We start from the raw sequence: 25083 nt of genomic DNA, 5'->3' as shown, positions 1-25083 counted from the left end.
AGAATTGTGGAATCCAGAAAACGGCTGATCTTTCATATTGATGTAAACTCTGCCTTTTTAAGCTGGGAGTCCGTATATCGCCTATCCCGGGATCCGAAGGCTCAGGATCTCAGGCTGATCCCGTCCGCGGTCGGAGGCGATGTCCGTTCCCGTCACGGCATTATCCTGGCCAAATCCACGCCAGCGAAAAAATACGGCGTGGTAACGGCAGAAACCATTGCTTCCGCCCTGCGCAAATGTCCGGAGCTGGTCATTGTCCCCTCCCGTTTTGATATCTATTCCGGATATTCCCGGCAGATGCTCGCCCTGCTTTCTGAATATACGCCGGATATTGAAAAATTCAGTATTGACGAAGCCTTTCTGGACATGACCGAAACCATTCATCTGTTCGGACCTCCCAGAAAAGCCGCAGATCAGATCCGCAGGCGCATCCGGGAGGAACTGAACTTCACGGTGAATGTTGGAATTTCATCCAATAAGCTTCTGGCAAAAATGGCTTCCGATTTTGAGAAGCCGGACAAGACCCATACGCTATTCCCATCTGAGATCGCAGCGAAAATGTGGCCGCTTCCCCTGCGCGACCTGCTCTTTGTAGGAGACTCTGCCGCAGATAAAATGGCCCGCATCGGGCTTCACACCATTGGTGATGCAGCATCCTGTGATCCGGATATTTTAAGAGCTCATCTCGGCGATAAATATGGCACTCAGGTGTACCGCTACGCCAACGGCATTGACCAGGATCCGGTGCTCCCTCCGGATCCCACACGCAAAGGCTATGGAAACAGTATTACCCTGGCACAGGATGTTTCTGACTTTGACACCGCCTGTCAGGTCCTGCTTGCCTTAAGCGAAACCGTGGGAGCAAGGCTCCGGGAGGCCGGTGTCCGCTGCAACAGCGTTACCGTGGAATTAAAGGACTGGCGCTTCACCAGCCAGTCTCATCAGTGCGTCTTAAAAAGCCCCACTGACTCCACCTCGGTTCTCTATGACACCGCCTGCCGCCTCCTGAAGGAATTCTGGGACAAAACGCCGGTCCGGCTGATCGGACTGCGCACTTCACAGATCCAGGAGGATCCGTTTGAACAGATGAGCCTGTTTGAAGATGAGCGGCAGAAGAAAATGCGGGCTATGGAAAAAGCTGTGGACCATATCCGCGGCCGCTACGGCATCGACAGCGTGCAGCGCGCCAGCTTTCTTAAGGAAAACAGCCCGACTCCCCACGCCGTAAGCCGTAAGAAACATTTAAATCAGGCATCGCAGCATAACACCGGAAAGGAATTCTGACAACATGGACCATATCATCCGCCACTCCTACACTGCTTCCACAGACGGACAGTCCGTAGAAGCACTGCTTCGCTCCCATGGATATTCCAAAAGTCTGATCAACCGTATCAAACTGACTGAAGACGGACTGATGATCCGCGGGGCAAAGGTTTATACCACCTTCCGCATGAAAACCGGTGACCGGCTGGATGTCACATTTGCAGAAGAGACTTCTTCGGAAAATATTGTTCCTGTGCGCATGCCGCTGTCCATTCTTTACGAAGATGAGGATCTGATGGTCATAAACAAAGCCGCGAATGTTCCCATCCACCCATCCCAGGGCAATTTCTCCAACTCTCTGGCAAACGGACTTGCCTGGTATTTTAAACAGAAACAAAAACCCTTTGTTTTCCGAGCCGTCAACCGCCTGGACCGTGATACCACCGGGCTTCTGATCGTCGCAAAAAATGCACTGAGCAGCTGTATCCTTTCTGATATGGTGAGGAACCGCCAGATTCACCGCACCTATCTGGCCGCAGTCAGCGGGAACCTCTCAGAACAGCCGGAAGGAACGATTGACGTTCCCATTGCGAGACTCCCGGGCTCCACGATCGAGCGTGTCCCGGACCCCGTCCACGGAGAAGCTGCGCTGACCCATTATGAGCTGCTCTTCTACCAGCCGCAAACCGACACCTCTCTCCTTAAAATTTACCTGGAAACAGGACGTACTCACCAGATCCGGGTCCATATGAAGCATATCGGCCATCCCCTCTACGGTGATTTCCTTTATAATCCGGATTACCGTTTTTTACAGCGTCAGAGCCTGCACTCCTGGAAGCTGTCCTTTTCACATCCGGTTTCCGGGATCCCCATGGAATTTACAGCCCCTGTCCCGGCGGATATGCAGCAGTTTTTACCAGATGCCCGAACAAATGCCTGCCCTGCAGTCACACAGTAACTTTGCACTGAATTCCGTACAAGTTTCGTTAAGAAATTGCCTTGAAATGAAATACCCGCTGCTCTATAATTGAAAGTCAGAACACTACTCATAATGAAAAATATCGCTACAGGGGATTTATGCATGGAAGGTAAAAAAATATCCAACAGTACTATCATCAACGGGATAGCTCTCGGCTTCTCCGTTTCTTTTCTGATTTCTTCGCTGGTCGCAGCCATCTACACAGGAGAACTTGGCAGCATACTCCACGGCTGGTATCTTATCATGACATCACCAAGCCCGCTGGTTACAGACTATCTGGAGATCGGCGGTCTGCCGAGCGCCATGTTAAACGCCGGCGCCTGCGGCATGGCCTGCTGGCTTTTTATGGTCGGTTTAAAAGGAGATTCCCGTCCCAGCACACTGGCCGGTTATTTTCTTGTAGTAGCGCACTGCTTTTACGGACTGAACTTTCTGACCATGTGGCCATGCTTTCTGGCCCCGTTTCTCTATCTTCGATTAAAGAAGCTGAATTTTAAAAACAACCTGCACGTCTGCATGTTCACAACTTCATTCAGCCCGTTTATCGGTGAACTTTTATTCCGCTACACCCAGGATACCTTTGTGTTCGGGCATCCGACACTAACGGTCAGCGGCGTGCTTTTGACCATCGCTTTTTCGATCATGCTGGGCTTTATCGTACCGGCCATTCTCCCGGGGGCCCACGCATGGCACAAAGGTTACAACTTGTATAATGGCGGACTGGCATTCGGCGTGTTCGGTTTTTTCCTGTTTAACCTTTTTTACAACACCATGGGAATTGATCCATCTTCCAAGCTGACCCGCTTCAATCCGGTTTACGAACAGTTTGGCCGCTCCTTTCAGCTGTATGCCAACTGTTTTTTCCTGCTTATTTTTATTATCTGCATTCTGACCGGATTTTTCTTAAACGGCAAAAGCTTTCTTGGATATGAAGAGCTGACCCGGGACACCGGACATCAGAGTGATTTTGCCTCTCAATACGGTATGCCGCTCTGCCTCATTAACATTGGCACAGTGGGAATATTCTTCCTGTTCTACCTGGATATCATCATGGTCTACACGGAAGGTGCCGGTTTTACCGGTGCCACCATCGGTGTGATCCTGGCAGCTCTGACTTTTACCTGCATGGGGCAGCATCCGAAAAATATCTGGCCGATTCTTGCGGGATATCAGCTTCTGTATCTGTTCACACTGACGATCTGCTATCTCAGCGGCAGAGAGATCAGCTGGACCATTACCACGCAGGGATACATCAACGGTGTGGCATTTGCCACCGGCCTGTGCCCGATTTCCGGGCGCTACGGCAGACGCGCCGGCATTGCCGCCGGCTTCATGTGCGCATCCATGTGTACCGCAACCTCTGCCCTGCACGGCGGCCTGGTGCTGTACAACGGCGGCTTCACCGCAGGTATCACAGCGCTTATACTGCTACCGATCCTGGAACATTACATTCCGGAAACCAGAAACTTTATGAACAATAAAAAGCTGAACAAAGAAGATATGATCGCAATTGTTGAAATGTTCCGAACCCATGACTGAGCAGCACATCGGCAATGCATCTGTTTTCCATGATACAAAAAAGAATGTGCCTTGGCACATTCTCGCGCCGAGGCGCGGTTGCTTCAGCAACCATCTACCTTTGCGCCGAGTGCGCATCCTCGCGGAGCGTTTTTATATGATAGGACGCAATTTCCTATCATATAAAAAAGGGCTTCGCACATCAGGGATCTAACCCTGTATGCGAAGCCCTTTTGGATAATGATTTTTTACCACACCGGAAACTGCCTTTCCCCATCCAAGAGGATACTTCCCAATGCAGACCAGCGTCCAGCCAGAGAGGCCGGCCTCCCCACGGACTGTGTTTCCCTTCAGATAATCCAGTACCTGGGGATCTTCCGGATCCAGACAGCACACAGATACTGCATGCTGAGGCTTCAGAAAATGAGAAAGCGCATGGGACGGCTCAAAACGTTTTGTTTTGAATTCCCCAAGATGCAGTCCGGGACGAAGCACTCTCAGACGGTCCAGTGCCGGCATGCCATCCGGCAGCATATACAGCTGATCTCCAAACAGAATCAGCTGTTCCATACCGTCCTTTAACAGCGCATATCCTTCTTCCGTCAGGGACTTTTTGAAAAATTCCCCGAGATAGGCTCTGCCTGCCTTGTCATTCCAGTATTTTGGCTGTTTTCGCTTCCGGCTGTCTTCCGGCGCCCAGGTTCCGTCCTTTTTCAGCAGAGCCAGATAATGTCCCTCTCCCTCCGCCTCATGGGGCCAGATACGGAAGGTGTACTTAAGATCTGGATTTTGATCCTGACTCCATTCCGGGTGCCCGCAGGACAGACCCTCGGGATATCCGCCCGGCTCCAGGCGCACTGCCGAGAACTCCGGATGTCGTTTCAAAAAGTCAGAGATTCCGGCTTCATCTTCTTCCGGTGCGAACGTGCAGGTAGAATATACCATTCTGCCGCCCGGCTTTAACATCTCTGCCGCATTGTCCAGAATCTCCTGCTGGCGCTCTGCGCAAAGCTTTACGTTTGCCTCACTCCACTCATTTCTGGCCTGTTCATCTTTCCGGAACATCCCCTCTCCGGAGCACGGCGCATCCACGACCATACAGTCAAAAAACTCCGGAAAAAATGCAGCCAGGGTTCCCGAATCCTCATTTGTCACGACAGCGTTGTCAATTCCCATACGCTCCACATTCTGGGAAAGGATTTTTGCCCGCGCCGGATGGATTTCATTGCTGACCAGAAGTCCGCGTCCTTCCAGGCGTGACGCGATGTGTGTTGTCTTGCCCCCCGGAGCCGCGCACAGATCCAGCACACGTTCACCCGGCTTTGGAGCAAGCAAAGCCACAACTGCCATGGCACTCGGTTCCTGAATGTAATATACTCCTGCTTCATGGTAAGGATGGCGTCCCGGACGGCTCTCCCGGTCATAATAAAAGCCTTCCCGGCACCAGGATACCGGTCGCAGGGAAAACAAAGCCTGATTTTGACCGGCAAACTCCGCTGCCGGAACCTTCATGGTATTTACCCGGAGCCCCAGTGCCCGCTCTTTTTCATAGCTTGCAAGAAATATATCACATGCGTCTCCCAGCATCGCTTTCATTCTTGCCACAAATGCCTCTGGAAGTTTCCAGGTCTCCTGCTGCTGTTCCATCCGTTTCTCTCCTTTATCCGTTTTATCCGGCAGCGATTTCTGCTCCCGATCCTTATTTCCCGTAATTTATAACAAACAAATGAAGGGTTGTCACAACACGGAATCCAGAACGTTCTGGAACCTGTCTGCAACAGCCCCTCCACTCTTTACAAAGTATACAGATACAACTGAGAATCCTGAATTATAAGATTACCTTATAATCGTCAGAACCTTCTCCGTTTACAACATAGTAAGCAACATTTTCTTCCGGTTTTACATAAACTTCAATGGTTTTGATCTCTGCGCCCTTATGGTCTGCCTCATATGCTTTCACTGCCTTGTCCAGAACATCTTTTGCTACGATCTGTTTGCCTGAGAACTCAATCACTACGCAAGCCTTAGGGTCTGCCTTCTTTGCAGGAGCTTTCTTTGCTGGTGCTTTTTTGGTGGTCTCGACTGGCTTTGCTGCCGGTGCTTCAACAACTGCTTTTACCGGAGTTTCTGCTTTAACCTCTGCTGCAGCTGTCTTAGCTTCTGCTTTTACGGTCTCGGTCTTCGGTGCTGCTTTTGCTGGTGCCTTAGCTGCGTTTCTTCTTGTTGCCATAGTTCTTATCCTCCTCATTCGATTCCAATTATGAATTGCTCCCCATCACCTGTTTTTTGACAGACGATGAAGGCATTATAAATCTGTTTCCTGTTTTTGTCAATGTTTTCCAGTGGTTTACAGGCCTCTGCACACGTTTGTTCCGACTTTAATGCAAAATCATCTCCGCAATATAGACTGCTACACAGGCACCAATGGAAACACGGAACAGATTTCCGTCGATCCAGGCAAGGATCACCCCTGCCACAAATCCGACAATTCCCGTGATCCGGTTTCCTGTTGCAGAAAGGATGGACGGAAACGTCATAACAGAAAGACTCACATAAGGAACATAATATAAGAAAGACTGAATAAACGGATTCCTGATTTCCCTGCGGATCAGCGTCAGTGGCAGGGCCCGCACGCCATAAATTGTCAGGAACATGACCAGAATGGAAGCGTAAATATTATGATGCATGCTGCTCCTCCTGTACCGGGAACAGGATTGCCGCTGCAGCCGAAATCAGCACGGTCAGCAGGATAATCTGAAACCCCGATGAGATATTTTTAAGTCCCGGAATGCTTTGGAACAAAAGACTTACCGACATGGATACCACTACCACTGCGGCAATGATCTTGTCCTTTCTTGCCGGCGGGATCACCACTGCAAGAAACATGCCGTATATAGCCACACTCATAGCGCTCATGACCGGTGCCGGAAGGATCATGCCCACCATCGTGCCAAGAAAGGTTCCGAATACCCAGCCGGGCGCTGCCACACTGGCTGCACCGTATTGATAAAACGGATTCAGCTTTCCCGGAACCGTCATGGATATGCCAAAGATCTCATCCGTCACCGCATAAGACATGAAGATTCTGTGGAGAAATGGCCTGTTCTGCTGCACCTTCTGGGATAAAGCACTTGACATCAGCAGGTAGCGCATATTGATGACCACTGTAGTAACGATCATCTCCATCACCCCTGCTCCAGATCCGATCATGCTGATCGCCGCAAACTCCCCCGCCGATGCGAGCATCAACGCAGACATCAGGGAAGACTGCAGGGCATTCATCCCTGCCTTACCTGCGGTAATGCCAAGTGTAAAAGCAACAGCAAAGTACCCAAGCGCGATGGGCACTCCATCGCGCATTCCCTTAAGAAAAGATATTCTGTCGTTTTGTTGTTCCATAGTCTGCATTATAATACATCCTGACGCATAATGTGGCGGATACGCTCATCATTTAAACCGCGGATAACCTCAACAGCCATTTTAATGGTGGATTCGATATCTTCCTTTGCGCAGAAGTTGTAGTGGGTATGCACATAACGGGACGGAATACCAAGAACCAGAACCGGAACCGCCTGATGGGTCAGATGGATTTTACCTGCATTGGTACTTCCGCCGCGTCTTACCGCATCCTGACATTTGATTCCGTATTTGTCAGCAATCTCATGTGCATAGGCCATAAATGCGTCATTTGCCACATAGCTGTTATCCATATGGCGGATCTGCACACCTTTCTTTAAGCAGCCCTGGGCTACACCGGTACGGTAATAGAAATCGTCTGCCGGAGATCCCTCAAATACGATAGCAAGATCCGGCTTTACCTGCTGTGCAGTCACGGTTGCGCCGCGCATGCCAACCTCCTCCTGGGAAGCAAAGGCACCGACCACATCCACGGCCAGGCTCTCCGTCTCCTTCATCAGGGCTTTCATGGTCTCAATGATGCAGACACAGCCAAGACGGTTATCAAAAGCCTTTCCGGAACAGATGCCGTGTTTTTCATCATAGGAGAAGGTCACATCCGGCATGATCGGATCACCGACGTGGATTCCGTAATCCTCTTCGATCTCCTGTCTGCTGCTGGCTCCGACATCCACCTTTAATTCCTCGATCGTCAGGGAATTGTCGGCCTTCTGGGCAGCCGTTAAGAAATGTACCGGCTTGGATGTAATGATTCCCTTGATTTTTTCGCCTTTACTATTGCGCACAATGACACTGTGGGCCGGAAGGCTGGTCATATGAAATCCGCCCAGGGTGATGATACTGAGAAGTCCGTTATCCTCCACGTTCTGGACCATAAAGCCGCATTCATCGGTATGCGCATCCAGCATAAACACCGGGCGGTTTCCCTTTGCGTCCGGCATCGTCGCATATACATTATACATCGCGTCGTTTCTTAAATTCAGCCCCTCGCAATGCTTCTGTACTGCTTTTACTACCTCTTCCTCAAAACCGCTCGGGCCAAAAGCGTTGGTTAAATCCTCAATTGTCTTTAAATCTGCCATGGTTCATATCCTCCCTGTATGTTCTTTTAATATACCACAAATGAATGAGCTGTCACAATATCCATCCAGTTTTTACTGGTAAAGCGGTTGGTGCGCGCGTCTACTGCCTTCATGCCCGGATAAAAGGACATCTGGTAAGCCTTTTTCAGATCCTTATAGTTTACCTCATAGGTAAACTGCTCCGGAAGCGTGACTCTGCATGCAGCAAGCTTTGCCTCTATATCACCGGAAAGCACCTCTGTGACGGATGCTTTCAGATCTGCGATCACAGTCTTTGGTGATACATTCCAGGCACTTCCGCCCACGCCCTTCTTGGAAGACACCGTCGTGATCTGCGGAACCAGCTCCTTTGACAGCTCACAGATCCGCTCGTCACCGGATAAGAACAGCACCGGAACACCGTACATGGCCGCCGTATAAGTGTTCAGCATAAATTCACTCATACGCTTCCCGTTTAACTCAATAAAATTGCTGGCCCCCGTGGAAGTATGGCTCAGTGGGCTTCCCGGATCACCGGCGGGTGCATGATATCCAATATAAAACACCGCATCGAATGTCTCATCAAGACCATACATCATGTTGATGGGGTGCCCGCTCTTTCCGCGGATCAGAGTGACATGCTCCGGCATGGCCATCACATCAATGTTGGTGGCATCTCCGTGTCCATCCTTTACTACGATCTCATCCACGCCGGTAGCCAGAGCAGCCTCACAGACAGCCACGACCTCATCGGTCATCTGCTTTGCGTATTTCTGATAAGCCGGTTCTTCTTTGTGGGTTTCATAATTGAGGGTTGTTCCGGCACAGCCTTCAATATCCGCACTGATAAACAGTTTCATTGTTCGTGCCTCTCTTTTTATAAAAATTTCAATTGTATTTTTTCAAAAGACAGCAAAAGAGCCGGTTCATGGCATCTAGTCATCAACCGGCTCCTCTGCCATGTAATTGCTATTATGACTTTATTACTGATGGATCACTGCGTTCTCCGCAGCTTTCGCGTTCTTCTTCGCTTCCTCGGTGTCGTACAGATGGCAGTATACAAAATGATCGTCACCTACCTGGTACTTCTGCGGAGCCTCCGTCTTGCAGCGCTCCATGCACTTCGGGCAGCGCGTATGGAATTTACATCCGCTCGGCGGATTCAGTGCAGAGGGGATATTTCCCTCCAGAATGATCCGGTCTTTCTTTGCTTTCGGGTCCGGGATCGGAACAGCGGAAAGAAGTGCCTGGGTATACGGGTGAAGCGGGTTCTGGTACAGACTGTACTTGTCTCCCTCCTCAACAAAATTTCCCAGATACATAACACCGACACGGTCACTGATATGCTCCACAACACTTAAGTCATGAGCAACGAAAATGTAGGTCAGGTTCATATCCCGCTTTAACTGGTTCATGAGGTTTAACACCTGGGACTGGATGGAAACATCCAGCGCGGAAACCGGCTCATCGGCAATGATGAGCTGCGGCTGTACAGCCAGGGCCCTCGCAATGCCGATACGCTGACGCTGTCCGCCGGAAAACTCATGCGGATAACGGTTTGCATGGTAATCATCCAGGCCAACACGGCGTAAAAGCTCTACAACCTTTTGATCGGTCTCCTCACGGGTCTTTGTCAGGCCGTGGATGATAAGCGGCTCTGCCACGATATCACGGACTGACATACGCGGGTTGAGGGACGCGTACGGATCCTGGAATACCATCTGGACTTTTTTTCGGATCGGCCGCATCTGCTTTGGTGTGTATTTTGCGATTTCTTCACCATCCAGCACGATGGAGCCATCCGTCGGCTCGATCAGCTTACAGATACTTTTTCCAAGGGTAGACTTTCCGCATCCGGACTCTCCTACGATTCCGAATACCTCGCCGCGTCTTACCTCAAAATCTACATTATCGACTGCTTTCACATAGGACGGCTCTTTTCCAAGTCCGCCCTTTACCGGGTAATACTGCTTGAGTCCCCGAACAACTAATAAATTGTCTGCCATCAGTCCTTACCCCCTTCCTGCATACAGCGCCAGCAGCGGCTCTGATGCCCGTTTCCAAGATCCGTGAAGCCCGGCTCCTCCTCGCGGCAGCGGTCAAACGCGTATTTGCAGCGCGGCGCGAACTTACAGCCCTTCGGCATGTACTTCGGATTAGGTACATTGCCCGGAATGGACTCTAGCTCTTCCACATGCTCGCCAAGCTTCGGAATCGAATTTAACAGGCCTTCCGTGTACGGATGGGACGGTTTGTCGAAAATGTCATAAACGGAGCCCTTCTCAACCACGCGGCCGCAGTACATGACAACAACCTGGTCACAGACCTCTGCCACCACGCCAAGGTCATGGGTGATAAAGAGGATGGAAGTTCCGATCTCTTTTTTTAATTTGTTCATCAGGTCTAGGATCTGTGCCTGAATCGTTACATCCAGAGCCGTGGTCGGCTCATCGGCAATCAGGATCTCCGGATTGCATACCAGAGCCATGGCGATCATGACACGCTGGCGCTGTCCGCCGGAAAGCTGGAACGGATACTCCTTCATCATCTTTTCCACGCGGGGAAGACCGGTCATGCGAAGCATCTCGATGGCCTTCTCCTCTGCTTCCTTCTTGCTGACCTTCTGATGCATGAGAATGGCTTCCATGATCTGGTCACCGATCTTCATGACCGGATTTAAGCTGGTCATCGGCTCCTGGAAGATCATGGAGATCTTGCTGCCGCGCAGTTTTCTGCGTTCTTCATTGCCGATGTGTACAATGTCCTTGCCGTCTAAGAGGATCTCGCCCTCCTCAATCTTACCGGTGGTTCCCATTAACAGGCCCATGACAGAAAGGGCAGTTACGCTCTTTCCGCTTCCGGACTCACCTACGATACCGAGGGTGGAACCCTCTTTTAACTCAATGTCAACACCATCCACGGACTTGACAATACCGCTGTCCATATGGAACCAGGTGTGCATGTTTTTGATTTCCAGAATATTTTTGCCGGAGGCATCTTTCGTTGTCTCCACTTTGATTGTTTCGCTCATATTCCTGCACCTCCTTAATCAGTCAGCTTCGGATCGAGTGCGTCTCTGAGTCCATCGCCCAGCAGGTTGAAGCTGAGTACGGTTAAGAAGATCGCAAGACCCGGGAACAGGGTGATATGCCAGCTGTTCATCATGTAAGTACGTCCGTTGCTTAAAAGCAAGCCCCACTCCGGTGTCGGCGGCTGGGCACCCATGCCTAAGAAACTTAAGGAAGACGCAGTCAGAATGGAAGATCCGATGGACATACTGTACTGCACGATGATGTCCGGGATCGCGCTCGGCAGGATGTGGTAGAACAGGATACGCTTATCATCCGCGCCGATGTTCTTTGCTGCCTGTACGAACACGCTGTTCTTGGTTGCCAGGGTGTTGCCTCGTACCAGACGCGCAAATTTCGGAATGTTGAACACCGCTACCGCAATGATTACATTGGTCATGCCGCTGCCAAGGATCGCTACGATCGCGATGGCCAGAATGATGCCAGGGAACGCGAACAGCGCGTCACAGATACGCATGATAATGGAATCAATGATACCGCCGTAGTAACCGCCGATCAGGCCCAGGAAAGAGCCGATCACAGCCGCGATGCTGACAGAGAACAGGCCGACACTTAAGGAAATTCCGGTACCGCAGATGATACGGGAGAACAGGTCTCTTCCGAATTCATCGGTTCCGAACCAGTGTGCCGCGGTCGGTGCCTGCATGATCGCGTTGTAATCGAAATCGTTAATCCCATACGGAGCAATGAATTTTGCGGTAAAGGAAAGCACTACTAAAAACAGGATGAAAACCAGAGCCACAATGGCGGTCTTCTGTTTCTTAAATTTGCGGACAAACTCAGAAAGCGGAGTGCTGATGTCCGTTTTTTCATTCAGGTTTTCTTCGGCCTGCTTCATTATTTTCTCTTTTGCCATCTTAAACTCCTCCTTTCTTAGTCAAGCTGGATTTCCGGATTGAGCACAGCATAAAGCACATCTACAATCAGGTTGATCACAACGAAATGTAATGAAAAGATCAGGATCAGGGACTGGATCGCCGGATAGTCACGGTAGTTTACGGACTCAACCAGCAGAGAACCAAGGCCCGGGAACGCGAATACAGACTCGGTTACTACGGAACCGCCAAGCAGGAAACCAAACTGCAGGCCGACTACGGTAACAACGGAGATCATCGCGTTGCGGAACGCATGCTTCCATACAACCACGCGCTCTCTTAATCCCTTTGCGCGCGCAGTACGGATGTAATCATCTTTTAATACTTCTATAATAGAGGATCTGGTAAAGCGGGCAATGATTGCCGCAATACTGGATCCCAGTGCGATCGAAGGTAATACGAGACTCTTCAGTGAATCCGCACCCGTGGTCGGGAACCATTTCAGATTCACGGAAAATACCATGATCAGCATAAAGCCAACCCAGAAAGAAGGAAGCGATATGCCGGACACAGCCAGTGTCATTCCTGTGTAATCCTGCCAGTGGCTTCTGTGTCTTCCGGACCATACGCCGAGAAGCACACCCACGATGGTGCTCCATGCGAGGGCCAGCAGGGTCAGTTTTGCCGTATTGGCATAGCGGTTGGAAACCTCCACCGCAACCGGACGCTTGGTCCGGAGAGATGTACCAAGGTCACCTTTCAGCAGACCCGTTACATATGTAATGTACTGTTCATGAATTGGTTTATCCAGACCCAGTTCTTCTCTAACTACCTGTACATCTTCCAGCGTTGCCTGCGGACCGGCTACCAGACGTGCCGGATCACCCGGGATCAGCCGTACGAAGAAAAATACGAAGGTTACCACAATAATCAGGGTAGGTATCACTCCAATGATTCTTTTACCTATGTACCTTAACATACACTCAACACCTTTCATTCTTTTTGGGGAGTACCCCCTGTTAATCGGATTCTTTTTCCTGCAAAAATGGTCCGGCGGATCAGATTTCCGCCAGACCACCTGTTTTGCAGTATATCATTCTGTCAGATCTGTTTCTTAGCTAAATATGGATTACTTTGCCAGCTTAGCGTTTCTTAAGTTCAGGCAGTTATCCGGGAAGACCTTTGCGTCCACCATCTTTGCGGAGCTGGCCCAGGTGTTGTTGTCGTTTGCCAGACATACAAGCGGGCTCTCCTCCCAGATGATATCCTGGGCTTTTGCGTAAGCCTCAGCTCTCTTGGCATCATCCGCGGTAGATAATGCGTCTTTTAAGAGCTGGTCAACCTCTTCGTTCTCATAGTAGCAGATATTGTAGCTTGCCGGCGGCTCAGATTCGATCGCCATTAACGGACGGATACCCCAGTCAGCATCACCGGTAGACGGGGACCAGCCGATCACATACATATCAACCTCTGCCTCAGAGCCAGGAACATTCACATCCTGGATCTTCTGGTTTACCACCGCGCTCTCAAGAGCGTTGATCTCAACGTCGATGCCGACCTGAGCCAGCTGCTGTTGTAAAAACTCACACTGCTTTAAGTTTGCAGTAGTAGAAGCACACATGATGCTGGTCTTGAAGCCATCCGGATAACCGGCCTCAGCCAGTAAGGATTTCGCCTTCTCGATGTCATATGCATATACATCGTTGCCCTTGTAGAACTGGACGTTCGGTCCGATGATGGAGGTTGCCGGAGTTGCCACACCGTTCTTAACAACTGCGCAGTAAGCATCCTTGTTGATCGCGTAGTTGATGGCCTGACGGACTCTCACATCGTTAAACGGTGCTTTCTGGTTGTTCATCATCAGGTAACGTACTACGATACCCTCTTCCTGGCCAACTGCTACATTGCTGTCGCCACGCAGAGTCTCAATGCTCTCGGTCGGAACCGGCCAGATGAACTGTGCGTCACCGGACTGCAGCATTGCGACACGGGTTGCGTTCTCAGATACCGGCTTGAAGGTAATGGTCTTGAAACCGGCATCCGGGTCTACTAAAGCGGTGCCGCCGCAGATATCTGCGTTATAGCCCCACCAGTCTTTGTTTAAAGCGATGGTAGCGTGCTCACCTGCTACCCACTCTACGAAGGTGTACTGGCCGGTACCAACCGGATTCTTAGCGCACTCCTCGTTGCCCTTTGCGATGACTGCCGGACTCATAACAACACAGGCCGGATGAGCCAGAGTCGGGATAAATGCGCCGAATGGATTTTCCAGGGTTACCTTCACGGTGTAATCATCAACGATCTCGGTCTCTTTTAAAACGTTGCAGAGTAGGGTCGTTCTCTTTAAGCCAAGGTTCTTATCCCCCCAGCGGTCAAAGTTTGCCTTTGCTGCCTCTGCGTTCCACGGAGTACCATCGGAGAACTGGATGCCCTCTCTTAAGTGAATGGTGAACTCGGTAGCGTCGTCGTTTGCTTCGTAGTCGGTAGCCAGCATCGGGATGATCTTCATATCATCATCGAAGCCGAACAGACCATCCATCATCAGTCTCTGAATACCGCCGGATAAGGTATCACTGGTATCCATCGGATCCATGGTAGTAAAGTCTACCAGCATTGCTGCGGTGATGTCGGTATCCTGGGACACGGACTCTCCCTCTGCCAGTTCTACGGCTGCGGTAGTTTCTGCTGCCTGTGACTCACCGGAAGCTGCTGCAGTGGTCTCAGAAGAACCGGAGCCGCCGCACGCGGTCAGTGCACCCATAGCTGCAGTCAGGAGTACAGCCAGAAGCTTTGTTTTTGTCTTCTTCATAAAATGATCCTCCTCTTCTTTTTTTCAAAGGTCTTTACACGTTTTTATGTTCCGCGTATATAAAAAAAGCATGGAACATACTTTCCCTTTTCGTGTATGCACCCTTGCATGGTTTTTATTTTACACTTTATCACATTACATTGTCAAACAGAAAAATGGTTTTTTTGATAAATATCCGCACTTCTTTGTTTTATTAATAGTTTAGGTTGTTTTATGCATTATTATGCATTATAATATGCCTATTAAAACCTTGATTCCAGTGAAAGGAGCATCTGTCATGTCTCACTTCAAACCGTCTGCCACCGTCAATCAGAAAAACAGTGTACTCATCATTTGCCTGCATCCCGGCATCCGCCGGGAATTTCAGGACTATCTCTCTGCCCTGCTTGGCGAATATATCAGCTTTCATATCCTGGACCCTTACCAGATCCACGACCCGGCACAGATCCGGGACTATTCCTGCATCCTGTTTGCCAGCAGCCGTACCAGGGAAGCATTTCCCATTCCGGTACCGGAAAACATGACACAGCTTGTCTGCACCCGCACCTTTAACCCGGCTTCTCTCGATCGGATCATCCGGATTCCGCAGGGGGCCTCGGTCTATCTAGTCAATGATACCAAAGAATCTGTTCTGGATATTCTTGGCCAGCTCCAGGAGGCCGGCATCACACAGTACCATTTTGTGCCTTTTTACCAGGGCTGCACCAAGACAGATGAATCGATCCAGTATGCCATCACCCTGGGTGAACCAAAGCTGGTCCCGGCCCATGTTCCCAATGTCATCAACATTGGAAACCGGATCATTGATATCTCCACGATCCACGATCTGTGCACCTGCTTTCACCTTCCTTCCAGCCTCACCAATCAGATCACCCGGACTTACGTCAACCGGATCCTTCAGATCCTACAGCTGACCGGAACGCATTACAGCAACTACGTTTTTTCCAAGCAGGTTTTACAGGCAGTGATGAGCAACCTTTCCGTCAGTCTCTGTCTTATGACAGACGAAGGCCGGATCAGCATGCTGAACCGTGCCTTCTGTCAGGACTGGGATATTCCGGAAACCGGATGCATGAACAGCATGTTTTCATCCTGGCTGCCTTCCCAGTATGCTTCCCACAATTTCTGTCAGAGTGCGGACTACCAGCTTGTCAGCCGCAGCGGTCTGCGACGCCAGCTCAGCGTGCTGCATCTTTCATTTCCCGGTCATAAAACGCTGTATCTGTTGAGCAGCCAGCCGGCATCTGCCTCTCCGGATCCGGATATTACCCCCATTGATATCCGTGATCCCTCCTCAGATTTTTACCGGCTTAACAGCGGTTTTGACAGTATCATCTCCGTCTCCGGCCGTGTCCTGAACATGCTGGAATACGCCCGCCGCCTGGCGCTCTACGATTTCCCGGTCCTGATCCAGGGGGAAAACGGAACCCAGAAAAAAAAGATTGCCATAGCCATCCACAAGACTTCCAGCCGCAGACAGAATCCGCTGATCATCTTCAACTCCCTGTATACCGGATTGGAGGCTGAGGAGCATCTGAGGCAGGCTGACAAGGGTACTCTTCTGATCGACGGTGCAGAACGACTTTCGCTCACAACCCAGGATACGCTCATCAGCATCCTGCAAAACACAATGACAGACCTTGATATCCGCATCCTGGCCACCACGAGTCAGGATCTGTATCAGAATGTTCTGGACGGAAGTTTCCGGGAAGAGCTCTTTTTCCTTTTAAATGCGGCCTCCATTGACACCGTCCCGCTTCGTGAACGCCGGGAAGATATTCCCATACTCATGGAACACTTTTTCCGCGAACTGTTTCACGATTCCAATATCCGTCTGAGAGATCTGATTTCTTCCAGTCTGATGAATTTTCTCATGAGCTACGAATATCCGGGGAATATCCAGGAGCTGTTTAACCTGAGCCGGTACTTTTTCTCTCTGTACTCCGCTCACCCACTGGTTCTTTCCCAGCTTCCTTCCTATATCCGGAACCGGGTCAGCCAGCCCTTCAGCGAAAGCAGCGCATTAAGAAATCAGGTGCTGTCTTTGATCGCTGAGACACCGAGAATCGGGCGCGGCGCCATTCTGACAGCCCTGGCCGGAAAAGATATTGCCGTCAGTGAGGGAAAACTGCGCGGACTGTTAAAAGAGCTGGCAGATGACGGGCTTATCCGGGTCGGCAGGACCCGAAGCGGCTGTGAGATCACAGAGCTTGGACTTGCATCTATCCGGCATTGATGTTATACTAACTGTCACATCTGACAAAGAGAGGTATTCTATTATGCTGCCAAAGATCGGAATTACAACCATAAATACCAAAAATCCCACATCCGGCGCACTTCTTTCCACGAACGGCTGGACTTACAACGATGCAGTAACCAAGGGCGGCGGGGTTCCGTTCCTGCTTCCTTCCGTCACAAATGAAGAGCTTTTAGATGCCATGACAGAGGCCTGCGATGGCTTCATCTTCAGCGGCGGTGCAGATATCACCCCCTGCTGCTACGGGGAAATGGCTCATCCGCTGGTAGGTGACACAAGTCTGATGCTGGACCGCAGCCAGATCGGACTGATCCGCCGTGTCATCAAAGCCAGAAAACCGTTTGTGGCTATCTGCAGGGGGCACCAGGTCTTAAATGTGGCCTGTGGCGGAACCCTGTATCAGGATAACAGTCTGCATGGGGAAGGAACCGCAAGACACATGATCCGGGATGACCGTGGTGATGTGAGCCATCAGGTTTCCCTCAGGCCAGGCACTACTCTCTATAACATGTTTGGTGAGCGGATCTGGACCAACAGCTATCATCACCAGAGCGTGAAAAAGCTGGGGGACGGCTTAAAGATTGCCGCGACGGCCGATGACGGCATTGTAGAAGCCATTGAGCTGATCGACTACCCGTACGGCCTCGGCATCCAGTGGCATCCGGAAGCTATGCTCCTGGCTTCTGATGATATGCTCCCGGTCTTCACCGGACTGATCGAAGCAGCCAAAAAAACGGCCGACAAATAATCCTGCTCAAATACCTTCAACGCCAAAAGCGGACTGCAGGCAGAGAAATCGTTTCTCTCATCCTGCAATCCGCTTTTTCTATACAATTTCTGTTGATTGTCTGAACGAATTTGTTACTGTTTCGAATCCTGGTCTTCAAGATACTCCGCCAGACTGTAATAAAGTTCTCCTGCCAGTCCGCGGGTCCGCTCTGCTGCTGTCATGGAATTTAAGATTGCTTCCTGCTCTGCCTCCGCAGCAGCAAGAAATGCCCGGTTGATCACATGCTCCGGAATCGCCTGAATCTGCAGCAGTTTCTCTTCTGTGCCGGATGGAATCCGGTTTGCTGTGGTAAATCCGATCATGACCTCACCGCTTCCATGTCCGGTATAGCCGCCCGTGCGGGCAATGCCTACTCCGGTTCTCCGAAGAATACGCTTCAGCTGACGGCTGGTCAGCGGAAGATCCGTAGCCAGAATACTCATGATAGAACCCTTGTCCTCTTCCGATGCTGCCATATCATCCTTTTCCTGCTTCCAGTCCAGAATCTTTGCACCGACAGCCTCTCCATTTAACACAAAATCCTCAGTTGCTCCAAAATTTGACTGGACCAGCACACCAATGGTATATTCTGTTTCTCCAATACGGATCACACGGGAAGCAGAGCCAATACCACCCTTCAGGCCATAGCAGAGCGTTCCTGCTCCGGCCCCCACATCTCCCTCTTCAAAGTCATCGGAGGCAGACGCAAAGGCGCGACGGACCTCTGCTGTTCCCACTGCCCGCTTTTGAATCTGATTAATGCGGCAGTCATTGCACTCGCCCACTACCGGATTGATGCTCATGGGATTCAGACCATCCTGCTTACACTGCTCCACCACGATGTCCACCATGGCATCCCATACCTTTCCTACATTTAACGTATTCGTCAGGGCAATGGGGGTCTCCAGCGTTCCCAGTTCTTCTATCTGAACCAACCCGGCACTTTTTCCAAATCCGTTGTGAACATAAGCTGCTGCAATGTATTTCTTTGCAAATGCATTGTCCCCACCGGGAAGGATCACCGTCACTCCGGTATGATTTTCTTCTGTTTTTACCGTGCAGTGTCCGACCTTTACCCCAGGCACATCCGTAATCTTATTTCGTTTTCCGGTCTGCAGGCGTCCAGGCACAAGGCCAAAGTCCCGGATTCGTTTTCTCTCCATGTTATTCTTCCTCTCTGCTTTTTATCAGGAACTGCCACAGCAGATCATTTCCCGATTTCACTTAAATATTTATCACGCAGCTTCTGGATCAGTTCCGGATTCTTCATACCGACAGCCCTTTTGTTTAACTCCATGGCACGCATGCTCGGATGGCTGGTACTGGTCACCAGGATCTCATCTGCGGTGTAGAGCTCTTCCAGGGTAAATGCACGCTCCTCTACCGGGATTCCCAGTTCACCGCAATAGCGGATGATGTGCTTTCTCTCAGTTCCCGGAAGAATCAGATTATCTAACGGATGCGTAATGAACACGCCATCCTTCACCATGGAAATATTCGAATGTGAGCATTCCGTCACAAATCCGTCCCGTACAAAAACAGTCTCATTGCAGCCTGCTTCAGATGCCTGCTGAGCTGCCATGACATTCGGGATCAGATTTAAGGTCTTGATATTGCAGTGATAAAAACGGGTATCCGGAATGCTGATCAGCCGGTATTCATCGGACATCTGCACACCGCTCCAAGGCTTGCTGTATACATACAGATTGCTGGAAACTCCCTCTCCCGGGAACAGATGATTGCGCGGAGAGGTTCCTCTGGTCACCTGCCAGTAAAGGAACTGGCAGCTGCTCTCTAACTTCTGCACCAGATCCGTCAGAAGCGCGCCGACTTCCTCTTTTGTATAGGGAAGTTCAATGCGAAGCATGGCTGCACTGTTGAACATGCGGTCCAGATGATCCTGCAGGGCAAAGATCTTATGATCAAATACCATTGCCGCCTCGTAAATTCCATCTCCGAAGTAGAATCCGCGGTCATTAGCCGGAATCATCATATCGTCAATTGCCGTAATCTTTCCGTTATAATAAGCAAGGTCCTTCATCTTATCCATACTATTCTTCTCCTTATCTTCCGGCACATGCCAGCTTTGCTGCACTTTCATTCTTCTACAGTACAGATCGCACTGTCATGAAATCCGTATATGTCTTTGATGTAAGTATACAATGTGGATTTTTAAAAGTAAATAGTTGTGCCAAACGAACCTTGAAGCTTTGTACATTTTAGATTATAATTTCCTATGGATACACCGAAAGAGGGACAAACCATGACCAGCAAAGAATTATTATATGTCAAAACAGTAGCAGACGAAAAAAATATATCCCGGGCGGCCAAAAAGCTCTTCATTGCCCAGCCATCCCTAAGCCAGTCGATCCAGCGGATTGAGGATTCCGTTGGCCTGCCGCTCTTTAACCGCACAGCAGGCGGTCTGACACTTACATTTGCCGGGGAGCGCTATTACCATATGGCAGTCCAGGTATTAAAGATCTATCAGGATTTTGAGCTGGAGGTCAGTGACATCAATAACCTGAAAACCGGCAAGATCCATCTCGGCACCACCAACCATCTCAGTACCCTGACCCTTGCTAAAATTCTGCCGCGCTTCTGTGATGTATGCTCTAATATCGAGCTTACCATCTCAGAGGAAAACTCTTCCAGACTGGAGCAGATGCTGATGTCAGGAGAACTGGACTTTGCCATCATGCATACCCCGGCCGACATCCGGACACAGCCTCAGTTTCAGTTCGACATCATGCGCCGCGATCCATTCGTGATCGCGCTCGCACCAGATCATCCGCTGATCAGGCAGGCAGAACGCAAGGACGGATATCCATACCCGGTTCTGGATGTAAAACTGCTGAAAAACGAAAGTTTCCTGATGCTGCACAAATCGCAGCGTATCCGTCAGATCACGGATGAAGTGCTTGGACGTGCCGGAATCCAGCGTCCGAAAATTTCACTCACACTGCGCAATTTTGAAACCGCCCAGCTTCTTGCTGCCCAGGGAATGGGGGTTACCTTCGTGCCTCTGGAATACTCCCGGATTACTTCGGAGGAATACCACCCGGCACTGCTGTCCATTGACAACGCATACCAGGCTCACTGGGATATGTGCATTACATCTTTAAAGAGTGGATTTTTATCAAAAGCAGACCAGCTCTTTATCCGGATCGCGAAGGAAGAACTGGCATGAGTTTTGCAAAAGATTGGACTGTCACATTTTCAAAATCGCCCTGTTGTGATAAACTAGGTAAAGAACAGTCAACTGTCCAGAACCCAGAGGAGGAAAGATTATGGAAAAAATCAAAATGACTACACCGCTTGTCGAGATGGACGGCGACGAGATGGCTGCAATCCTGTGGAAAGAAACCAAGGAAAAACTGATTCTGCCTTTTGTGGATCTCATGGTCGAGTATTATAACTTAAGCATCCGCAACCGTGACTTCACCGATGACCAGGTTACAATAGACTCCGCCAATGCCGCCAACAAATACGGTGTTGCCGTCAAATGCGCCACCATCACGCCAAACCTGGAGCGCATGCAGGAATATCAGTTGAAAAAAATGTGGAAGAGCCCGAACGCTACCATCCGCTCCATCATGGACGGTACCGTGTTCCGTGCACCGATCCTGATCAAAGGCATTGAGCCCTATATCAAAACCTGGACGAAACCCATCACCCTGGCCCGCCATGCATATGGCGATCTCTACCGTGCTTCCGAAATGAAGATTGACCAGCCGGGCAAATGTGAGCTGGTTTTCACTGCTGAAGACGGGACGGAAACAAGAGAGCTCATCCATAACTTTACCACGCCTGGTGTTGTCCAGGGCATCCATAACCTGGATTCTTCCATCCAGAGCTTTGCCCGCTGCTGCATGTCCTATGCACTGGATGTAAAGCAGGATCTGATCTTTTCCGCAAAGGACACAATTTCAAAGGTCTATGACCGTAATTTCCGCGAGATTTTCAAAGATGTTTTCATGAATGAGTTTATGGAAAACTTTGAGAAGGCCGGTATTTCCTACCAGTACTGTCTGATCGACGATGCAGTGTCCCGTGCCGTAAAAAATCAGGGCGGCTATGTCTGGGCCTGCCAGAACTATGACGGCGATGTTATGAGTGATATGCTGGCTACCGCATATGGTTCCGCAGCTATGATGACCTCCGTGCTGGTATCACCGAACGGCAATTATGAGTACGAGGCTGCTCACGGAACCGTGCGCCGTCACTACTACCGCTATTTGGAGGGCGGTGTTGCATCTACCAACCCGCTTGCCATCATTATGGCCTGGGCCAGCGCTCTGGAAAAACGCGGCGAGCTGGATCAGAACAAAGAGCTGGAAACCTTTGGCCGCCAGTTAAAAGAAGCAGCAGTCAATACCGTAGAAAACGGCATTATGACTGCTGATCTGAAAAAAGTAACCACGATTAAAAATCCGCATGTTGTTACCGGACTTGTATTCATTGCTACTGTCCAGGAACGGCTGATGAAGCTTCGCGGATAATCTCTAAAAATGCGTATAGGCTTCTCATCAACCGATGAGAAGCCCTAATACTGCCGCAATCAAGATTGTCTTAGGAATGGATAGTTTTTTTTGAAGCAATAAATATAATGAAACCAGTGCAATTAATATCTGATTCCAATGAATGGCAGAAAACCACATGTTTCCGGCTTCTCTCCAGTAAGTTGTTATTCCAAGCGTCACAGCTGCCGCCGCCAGCATACCAAGACTTACAGGACGGACGCCCCGTAACGCACTCTCCAACCATGGATTTCCATTCAATTGAAAGATAAATCCTGCAGCAGCCATGCTCAATGTAAGGGATGGCATCATAACTCCCAAACTTGCAGACAGCGCTCCTAGAATGCCAGCAGTTCGCAAACCAACAAAGGTTGCGCAGTTTATTCCTAAAGACCCTGGTGTCATTTCTGCCACTGCGACAATATCAATTACTTCCGCTGCAGTCATCCAGCCATGCGATAAAACCTCATCATTAATGACTGGCACCATCGTTGTTCCGCCAAAACTACAGAATCCTATTCTCATAAATGAAAGAAACAGTTCAAGATACAGTTCCATCATTTTTCCCCTTCCAAATGAGCATACCTATAATCAGAGAAACTGCTACAAGCAACAGCTTGTTAATTCCAGTCATAACGCATAAAATAAATGAAGCAAAAACAAGCAGCCACGAAACCTTACTGTGGATTGCTGTTTTTTTCAGGCGCAGACAGGCACTTATAATAATTGGAACTACAACACTTCGCACGCCATTTAAAATTTTTATTACATAGATATTATCACGAAGAGATGCATAGAAATACGTAACAACCGCAATCGCAAGCAACGCTGGGGCAGACAGACCAAAAGCCGCGGCCACTGCTCCACTGACACCATTCATCGCAAAACCGCAAAAAACAGACATATTGATGATCATAATTCCTGGAAATGATTTTGCCAAAGACATATAATCTGCAATCTGTTCTTCTGTCATCCATCCTCTCCGGTCTACAAATTCTGCCTGCATTTGTGCAATAATGCTCCAACCACCGCCAAATGTAAATGCGCCAATTTTAAACATTAGCAAAAATATTATGACAAGTCGCTGTAATTTTTTCATGCTCTGTTCCTTCTCGTAATACGGCTAATTTTTATAATAGTTAATCAGACAACCGGAAAGAAGTATCTTTTTTTCATCCTCGGTAAGTGTATCCAGCGTACATAAAATTGCAGACTCTGCAGATCCGGACTGCAAATCCAGTATTTCTACATAAAACTCTTTTTTGCCGGATTCTACAATCATTTGTACGTCTGGAATCAACAGATATGTACCGACAGGTAGATTTAATGGTTCATCTGTCCTAAGAGGAAGTAATCCCCAGTTAATAAGATTAGAACGATATCGTTTTGTTGAATATAACTGCCAGAACGGGAGGAAATGCGATATCATAGGTGCAGCCTCCTTTTTCATTTTGGCGGTGGAATTTACTTTTGAAATAGATATCAATGCAGCAAAAAACATATTGGCAGAAGGATTACGGCAAATTTCCATACCGGCGCAGCACCAGGCCTGTTTTTTCGAATCACATGTTCCTTTTTCAGGATAATGGTATATAAATATCATAACCTTTACTCAATCCGTGGCAGATTCCACCGATAATGCATAGCCAGAAAACGCACGATCACGACCGCAGAGGCCCCCACCATCATAGCCGTCAGATTTCCAAGTGTGCTTTTTGTATAGACACACACCAGGGCTCCGATGATGGAAGCGCAGGCATAAATATGCTTTGTCAGAATATACGGTTTCTCCTGCGCCATCACATCTCTCAGCAGACCTCCGCCCACTCCGGTGATCACGCCGACAAACACCAGCAAAAACAGTTGGTAATACCCGGCATTCCAGGCTGTATTAATGCCAACCACCGTAAAAATTCCGAGACCGATCGCGTCAGAAATATTCATCAGCAGATCATAAAGCTGTCCGATACGCCCGTCCAGAAGATTTCTCCGGATATAAAGAAGCGCAAACAGTCCCAGTGAAACCATCACAGCCACAATGGTATAAATCGGCCTGCGGAACATTCCCGGGGGAATGATACCAAGCGTCACATCACGGATTGCTCCGCCCCCTACTGAAGTTGTCACTCCAAGAACGCAGACCCCGAAGAGATCCATCTTCTTGCGGATGCCAAGCATAGCCCCGGATGCTGCAAACGCCACCGTCCCCATCATTTCCATAATGAAAATGATCAAATCTGAATAATTCATGATTGTAAACCCCGCCTTCTCTCCATTTATTTTTTTTATCTTATCATGATTTCTGCGTTCTAACAAGAAAAAAGAAGGACAAGCAATTAGGGCTGTCCTTCTCTCCATGTTCATTTCTATTTTGTTTTAAACACCACACAGACTGGGCTTTCTGCCGCGATCTCGGTTCCGCTGTAGGCTAACAGTCCAGTCTTTGGATCAATGTCCATGCAGCAAATCGTATCTGTCAGTTCATTTGCCGCAAGAAGCATCGTTCCGTCCGGATTGGTGGTAATAAAGCGAGGCTGCTCACCCTTTGTCTTGATATTCTGGATATAAGTCATATGACCATTTTCC

General features: G+C 49.5%; 25 protein-coding genes. 7 read left to right on the top strand and 18 right to left on the bottom strand.

Annotated elements, in window-relative coordinates:
* Positions 1–6: 6 nt before the first annotated feature.
* From ACMP1L_RS12230 to ACMP1L_RS12220, 3 genes are all read left to right on the top strand, one after another.
* Positions 7–1284 carry a DNA polymerase Y family protein gene (locus ACMP1L_RS12230; protein ID WP_418453168.1) on the top strand — a complete coding sequence of 426 codons (1278 nt, stop codon included), beginning with the start codon at positions 7–9 and terminating at the stop codon, positions 1282–1284.
* Between the two features lie 4 nt (positions 1285–1288).
* Positions 1289–2221: an RluA family pseudouridine synthase gene (locus ACMP1L_RS12225; protein ID WP_418453167.1), complete on the top strand. Its 933-nt coding sequence runs from the start codon at positions 1289–1291 to the stop codon at positions 2219–2221.
* 123 nt (positions 2222–2344) lie between these two features.
* Positions 2345–3781: a DUF1576 domain-containing protein gene (locus tag ACMP1L_RS12220; protein WP_418453166.1), complete on the top strand. Its 1437-nt coding sequence runs from the start codon at positions 2345–2347 to the stop codon at positions 3779–3781.
* Positions 3782–3970: 189 nt separating this feature from the next.
* On the opposite strand, the gene ACMP1L_RS12215 is transcribed toward ACMP1L_RS12220, so the two are convergent.
* The 11 genes from ACMP1L_RS12215 to ACMP1L_RS12165 all read right to left on the bottom strand — a co-directional run bounded on the left by ACMP1L_RS12215 (position 3971) and on the right by ACMP1L_RS12165 (position 14951).
* Positions 3971–5407, bottom strand: coding sequence for an RsmF rRNA methyltransferase first C-terminal domain-containing protein (locus ACMP1L_RS12215; protein WP_418453165.1), 1437 nt, complete (start codon positions 5405–5407; stop codon positions 3971–3973).
* Between the two features lie 181 nt (positions 5408–5588).
* A complete protein-coding gene (locus tag ACMP1L_RS12210; protein ID WP_118732355.1) occupies positions 5589–5990 on the bottom strand; it encodes a DUF6465 family protein in 402 nt (133 codons plus the stop codon).
* A gap of 148 nt (positions 5991–6138) precedes the next feature.
* A complete protein-coding gene (locus ACMP1L_RS12205; protein ID WP_418453164.1) occupies positions 6139–6447 on the bottom strand; it encodes an AzlD domain-containing protein in 309 nt (102 codons plus the stop codon).
* Positions 6437–7168 carry an AzlC family ABC transporter permease gene (locus tag ACMP1L_RS12200; protein WP_418453163.1) on the bottom strand — a complete coding sequence of 244 codons (732 nt, stop codon included), beginning with the start codon at positions 7166–7168 and terminating at the stop codon, positions 6437–6439. Before ACMP1L_RS12200 ends, ACMP1L_RS12205 begins: the two co-directional genes overlap by 11 nt.
* On the bottom strand, positions 7168–8259 hold the full coding sequence (locus tag ACMP1L_RS12195; protein ID WP_118719677.1) for a M42 family metallopeptidase: 1092 nt from the start codon (positions 8257–8259) through the stop codon (positions 7168–7170). The genes ACMP1L_RS12200 and ACMP1L_RS12195 overlap by 1 nt, the downstream gene beginning before the upstream one ends.
* Positions 8260–8285: 26 nt before the next feature.
* A complete protein-coding gene (locus ACMP1L_RS12190; protein ID WP_418453162.1) occupies positions 8286–9098 on the bottom strand; it encodes a M55 family metallopeptidase in 813 nt (270 codons plus the stop codon).
* 123 nt (positions 9099–9221) lie between these two features.
* Positions 9222–10244, bottom strand: coding sequence for an ABC transporter ATP-binding protein (locus tag ACMP1L_RS12185; protein WP_118719673.1), 1023 nt, complete (start codon positions 10242–10244; stop codon positions 9222–9224).
* On the bottom strand, positions 10244–11269 hold the full coding sequence (locus ACMP1L_RS12180) for an ABC transporter ATP-binding protein (RefSeq protein WP_418453161.1): 1026 nt from the start codon (positions 11267–11269) through the stop codon (positions 10244–10246). The genes ACMP1L_RS12185 and ACMP1L_RS12180 overlap by 1 nt, the downstream gene beginning before the upstream one ends.
* A 14-nt stretch (positions 11270–11283) precedes the next feature.
* Entirely contained in the window at positions 11284–12183 is a 900-nt protein-coding gene (locus ACMP1L_RS12175; protein WP_418453160.1) for an ABC transporter permease subunit, read from the bottom strand.
* A gap of 17 nt (positions 12184–12200) precedes the next feature.
* On the bottom strand, positions 12201–13121 hold the full coding sequence (locus ACMP1L_RS12170) for an ABC transporter permease subunit (protein ID WP_177304020.1): 921 nt from the start codon (positions 13119–13121) through the stop codon (positions 12201–12203).
* Positions 13122–13271: 150 nt separating this feature from the next.
* Entirely contained in the window at positions 13272–14951 is a 1680-nt protein-coding gene (locus ACMP1L_RS12165; protein WP_118719671.1) for a glutathione ABC transporter substrate-binding protein, read from the bottom strand.
* Between the two features lie 277 nt (positions 14952–15228).
* On the opposite strand from ACMP1L_RS12165, the gene ACMP1L_RS12160 reads away from it, so the two are divergent.
* Both ACMP1L_RS12160 and ACMP1L_RS12155 read left to right on the top strand, forming a co-directional pair.
* Positions 15229–17187, top strand: coding sequence for a sigma 54-interacting transcriptional regulator (locus ACMP1L_RS12160; protein ID WP_418453159.1), 1959 nt, complete (start codon positions 15229–15231; stop codon positions 17185–17187).
* Between the two features lie 43 nt (positions 17188–17230).
* Positions 17231–17956 carry a gamma-glutamyl-gamma-aminobutyrate hydrolase family protein gene (locus ACMP1L_RS12155; protein ID WP_418453158.1) on the top strand — a complete coding sequence of 242 codons (726 nt, stop codon included), beginning with the start codon at positions 17231–17233 and terminating at the stop codon, positions 17954–17956.
* Positions 17957–18069: 113 nt separating this feature from the next.
* Here the strand turns inward: ACMP1L_RS12155 and ACMP1L_RS12150 are convergent, their stop codons facing one another.
* Positions 18070–19140 carry a P1 family peptidase gene (locus tag ACMP1L_RS12150; RefSeq protein ID WP_418453157.1) on the bottom strand — a complete coding sequence of 357 codons (1071 nt, stop codon included), beginning with the start codon at positions 19138–19140 and terminating at the stop codon, positions 18070–18072.
* 44 nt (positions 19141–19184) lie between these two features.
* Entirely contained in the window at positions 19185–20027 is an 843-nt protein-coding gene (locus ACMP1L_RS12145; protein WP_475544549.1) for an aminotransferase class IV, read from the bottom strand.
* Positions 20028–20240: 213 nt separating this feature from the next.
* Here ACMP1L_RS12145 and ACMP1L_RS12140 point away from each other — a divergent pair, with 213 nt between their 5' ends.
* Positions 20241–21167: a LysR family transcriptional regulator gene (locus ACMP1L_RS12140; protein ID WP_418453156.1), complete on the top strand. Its 927-nt coding sequence runs from the start codon at positions 20241–20243 to the stop codon at positions 21165–21167.
* A gap of 100 nt (positions 21168–21267) precedes the next feature.
* Positions 21268–22479, top strand: a complete 1212-nt coding sequence (locus ACMP1L_RS12135; protein WP_178755681.1) for an NADP-dependent isocitrate dehydrogenase — start codon at positions 21268–21270, stop codon at positions 22477–22479.
* Between the two features lie 27 nt (positions 22480–22506).
* Here the strand turns inward: ACMP1L_RS12135 and ACMP1L_RS12130 are convergent, their stop codons facing one another.
* The 5 genes from ACMP1L_RS12130 to ACMP1L_RS12110 all read right to left on the bottom strand — a co-directional run.
* On the bottom strand, positions 22507–23058 hold the full coding sequence (locus ACMP1L_RS12130) for a chromate transporter (protein ID WP_178755684.1): 552 nt from the start codon (positions 23056–23058) through the stop codon (positions 22507–22509).
* Positions 23039–23596, bottom strand: coding sequence for a chromate transporter (locus tag ACMP1L_RS12125; RefSeq protein WP_418453155.1), 558 nt, complete (start codon positions 23594–23596; stop codon positions 23039–23041). Before ACMP1L_RS12125 ends, ACMP1L_RS12130 begins: the two co-directional genes overlap by 20 nt.
* A gap of 24 nt (positions 23597–23620) precedes the next feature.
* Positions 23621–24100, bottom strand: coding sequence for a hypothetical protein (locus tag ACMP1L_RS12120; protein WP_418453154.1), 480 nt, complete (start codon positions 24098–24100; stop codon positions 23621–23623).
* A 5-nt stretch (positions 24101–24105) separates the two neighbouring features.
* Positions 24106–24747, bottom strand: a complete 642-nt coding sequence (locus tag ACMP1L_RS12115; protein ID WP_418453153.1) for a trimeric intracellular cation channel family protein — start codon at positions 24745–24747, stop codon at positions 24106–24108.
* A 116-nt stretch (positions 24748–24863) separates the two neighbouring features.
* The coding region (locus ACMP1L_RS12110) for a lactonase family protein (protein WP_418453152.1) at positions 24864–25083 on the bottom strand (220 nt) is incomplete at its 5' end.

Origin of the sequence: Ventrimonas sp., from assembly GCF_048380235.1 — a bacterium.
Classification (GTDB): domain Bacteria; phylum Bacillota; class Clostridia; order Lachnospirales; family Lachnospiraceae; genus Brotaphodocola.
The sequence above is the reverse complement of the archived record's forward strand: the minus strand, read 5'-3'. Positions and strand labels throughout refer to the sequence as shown.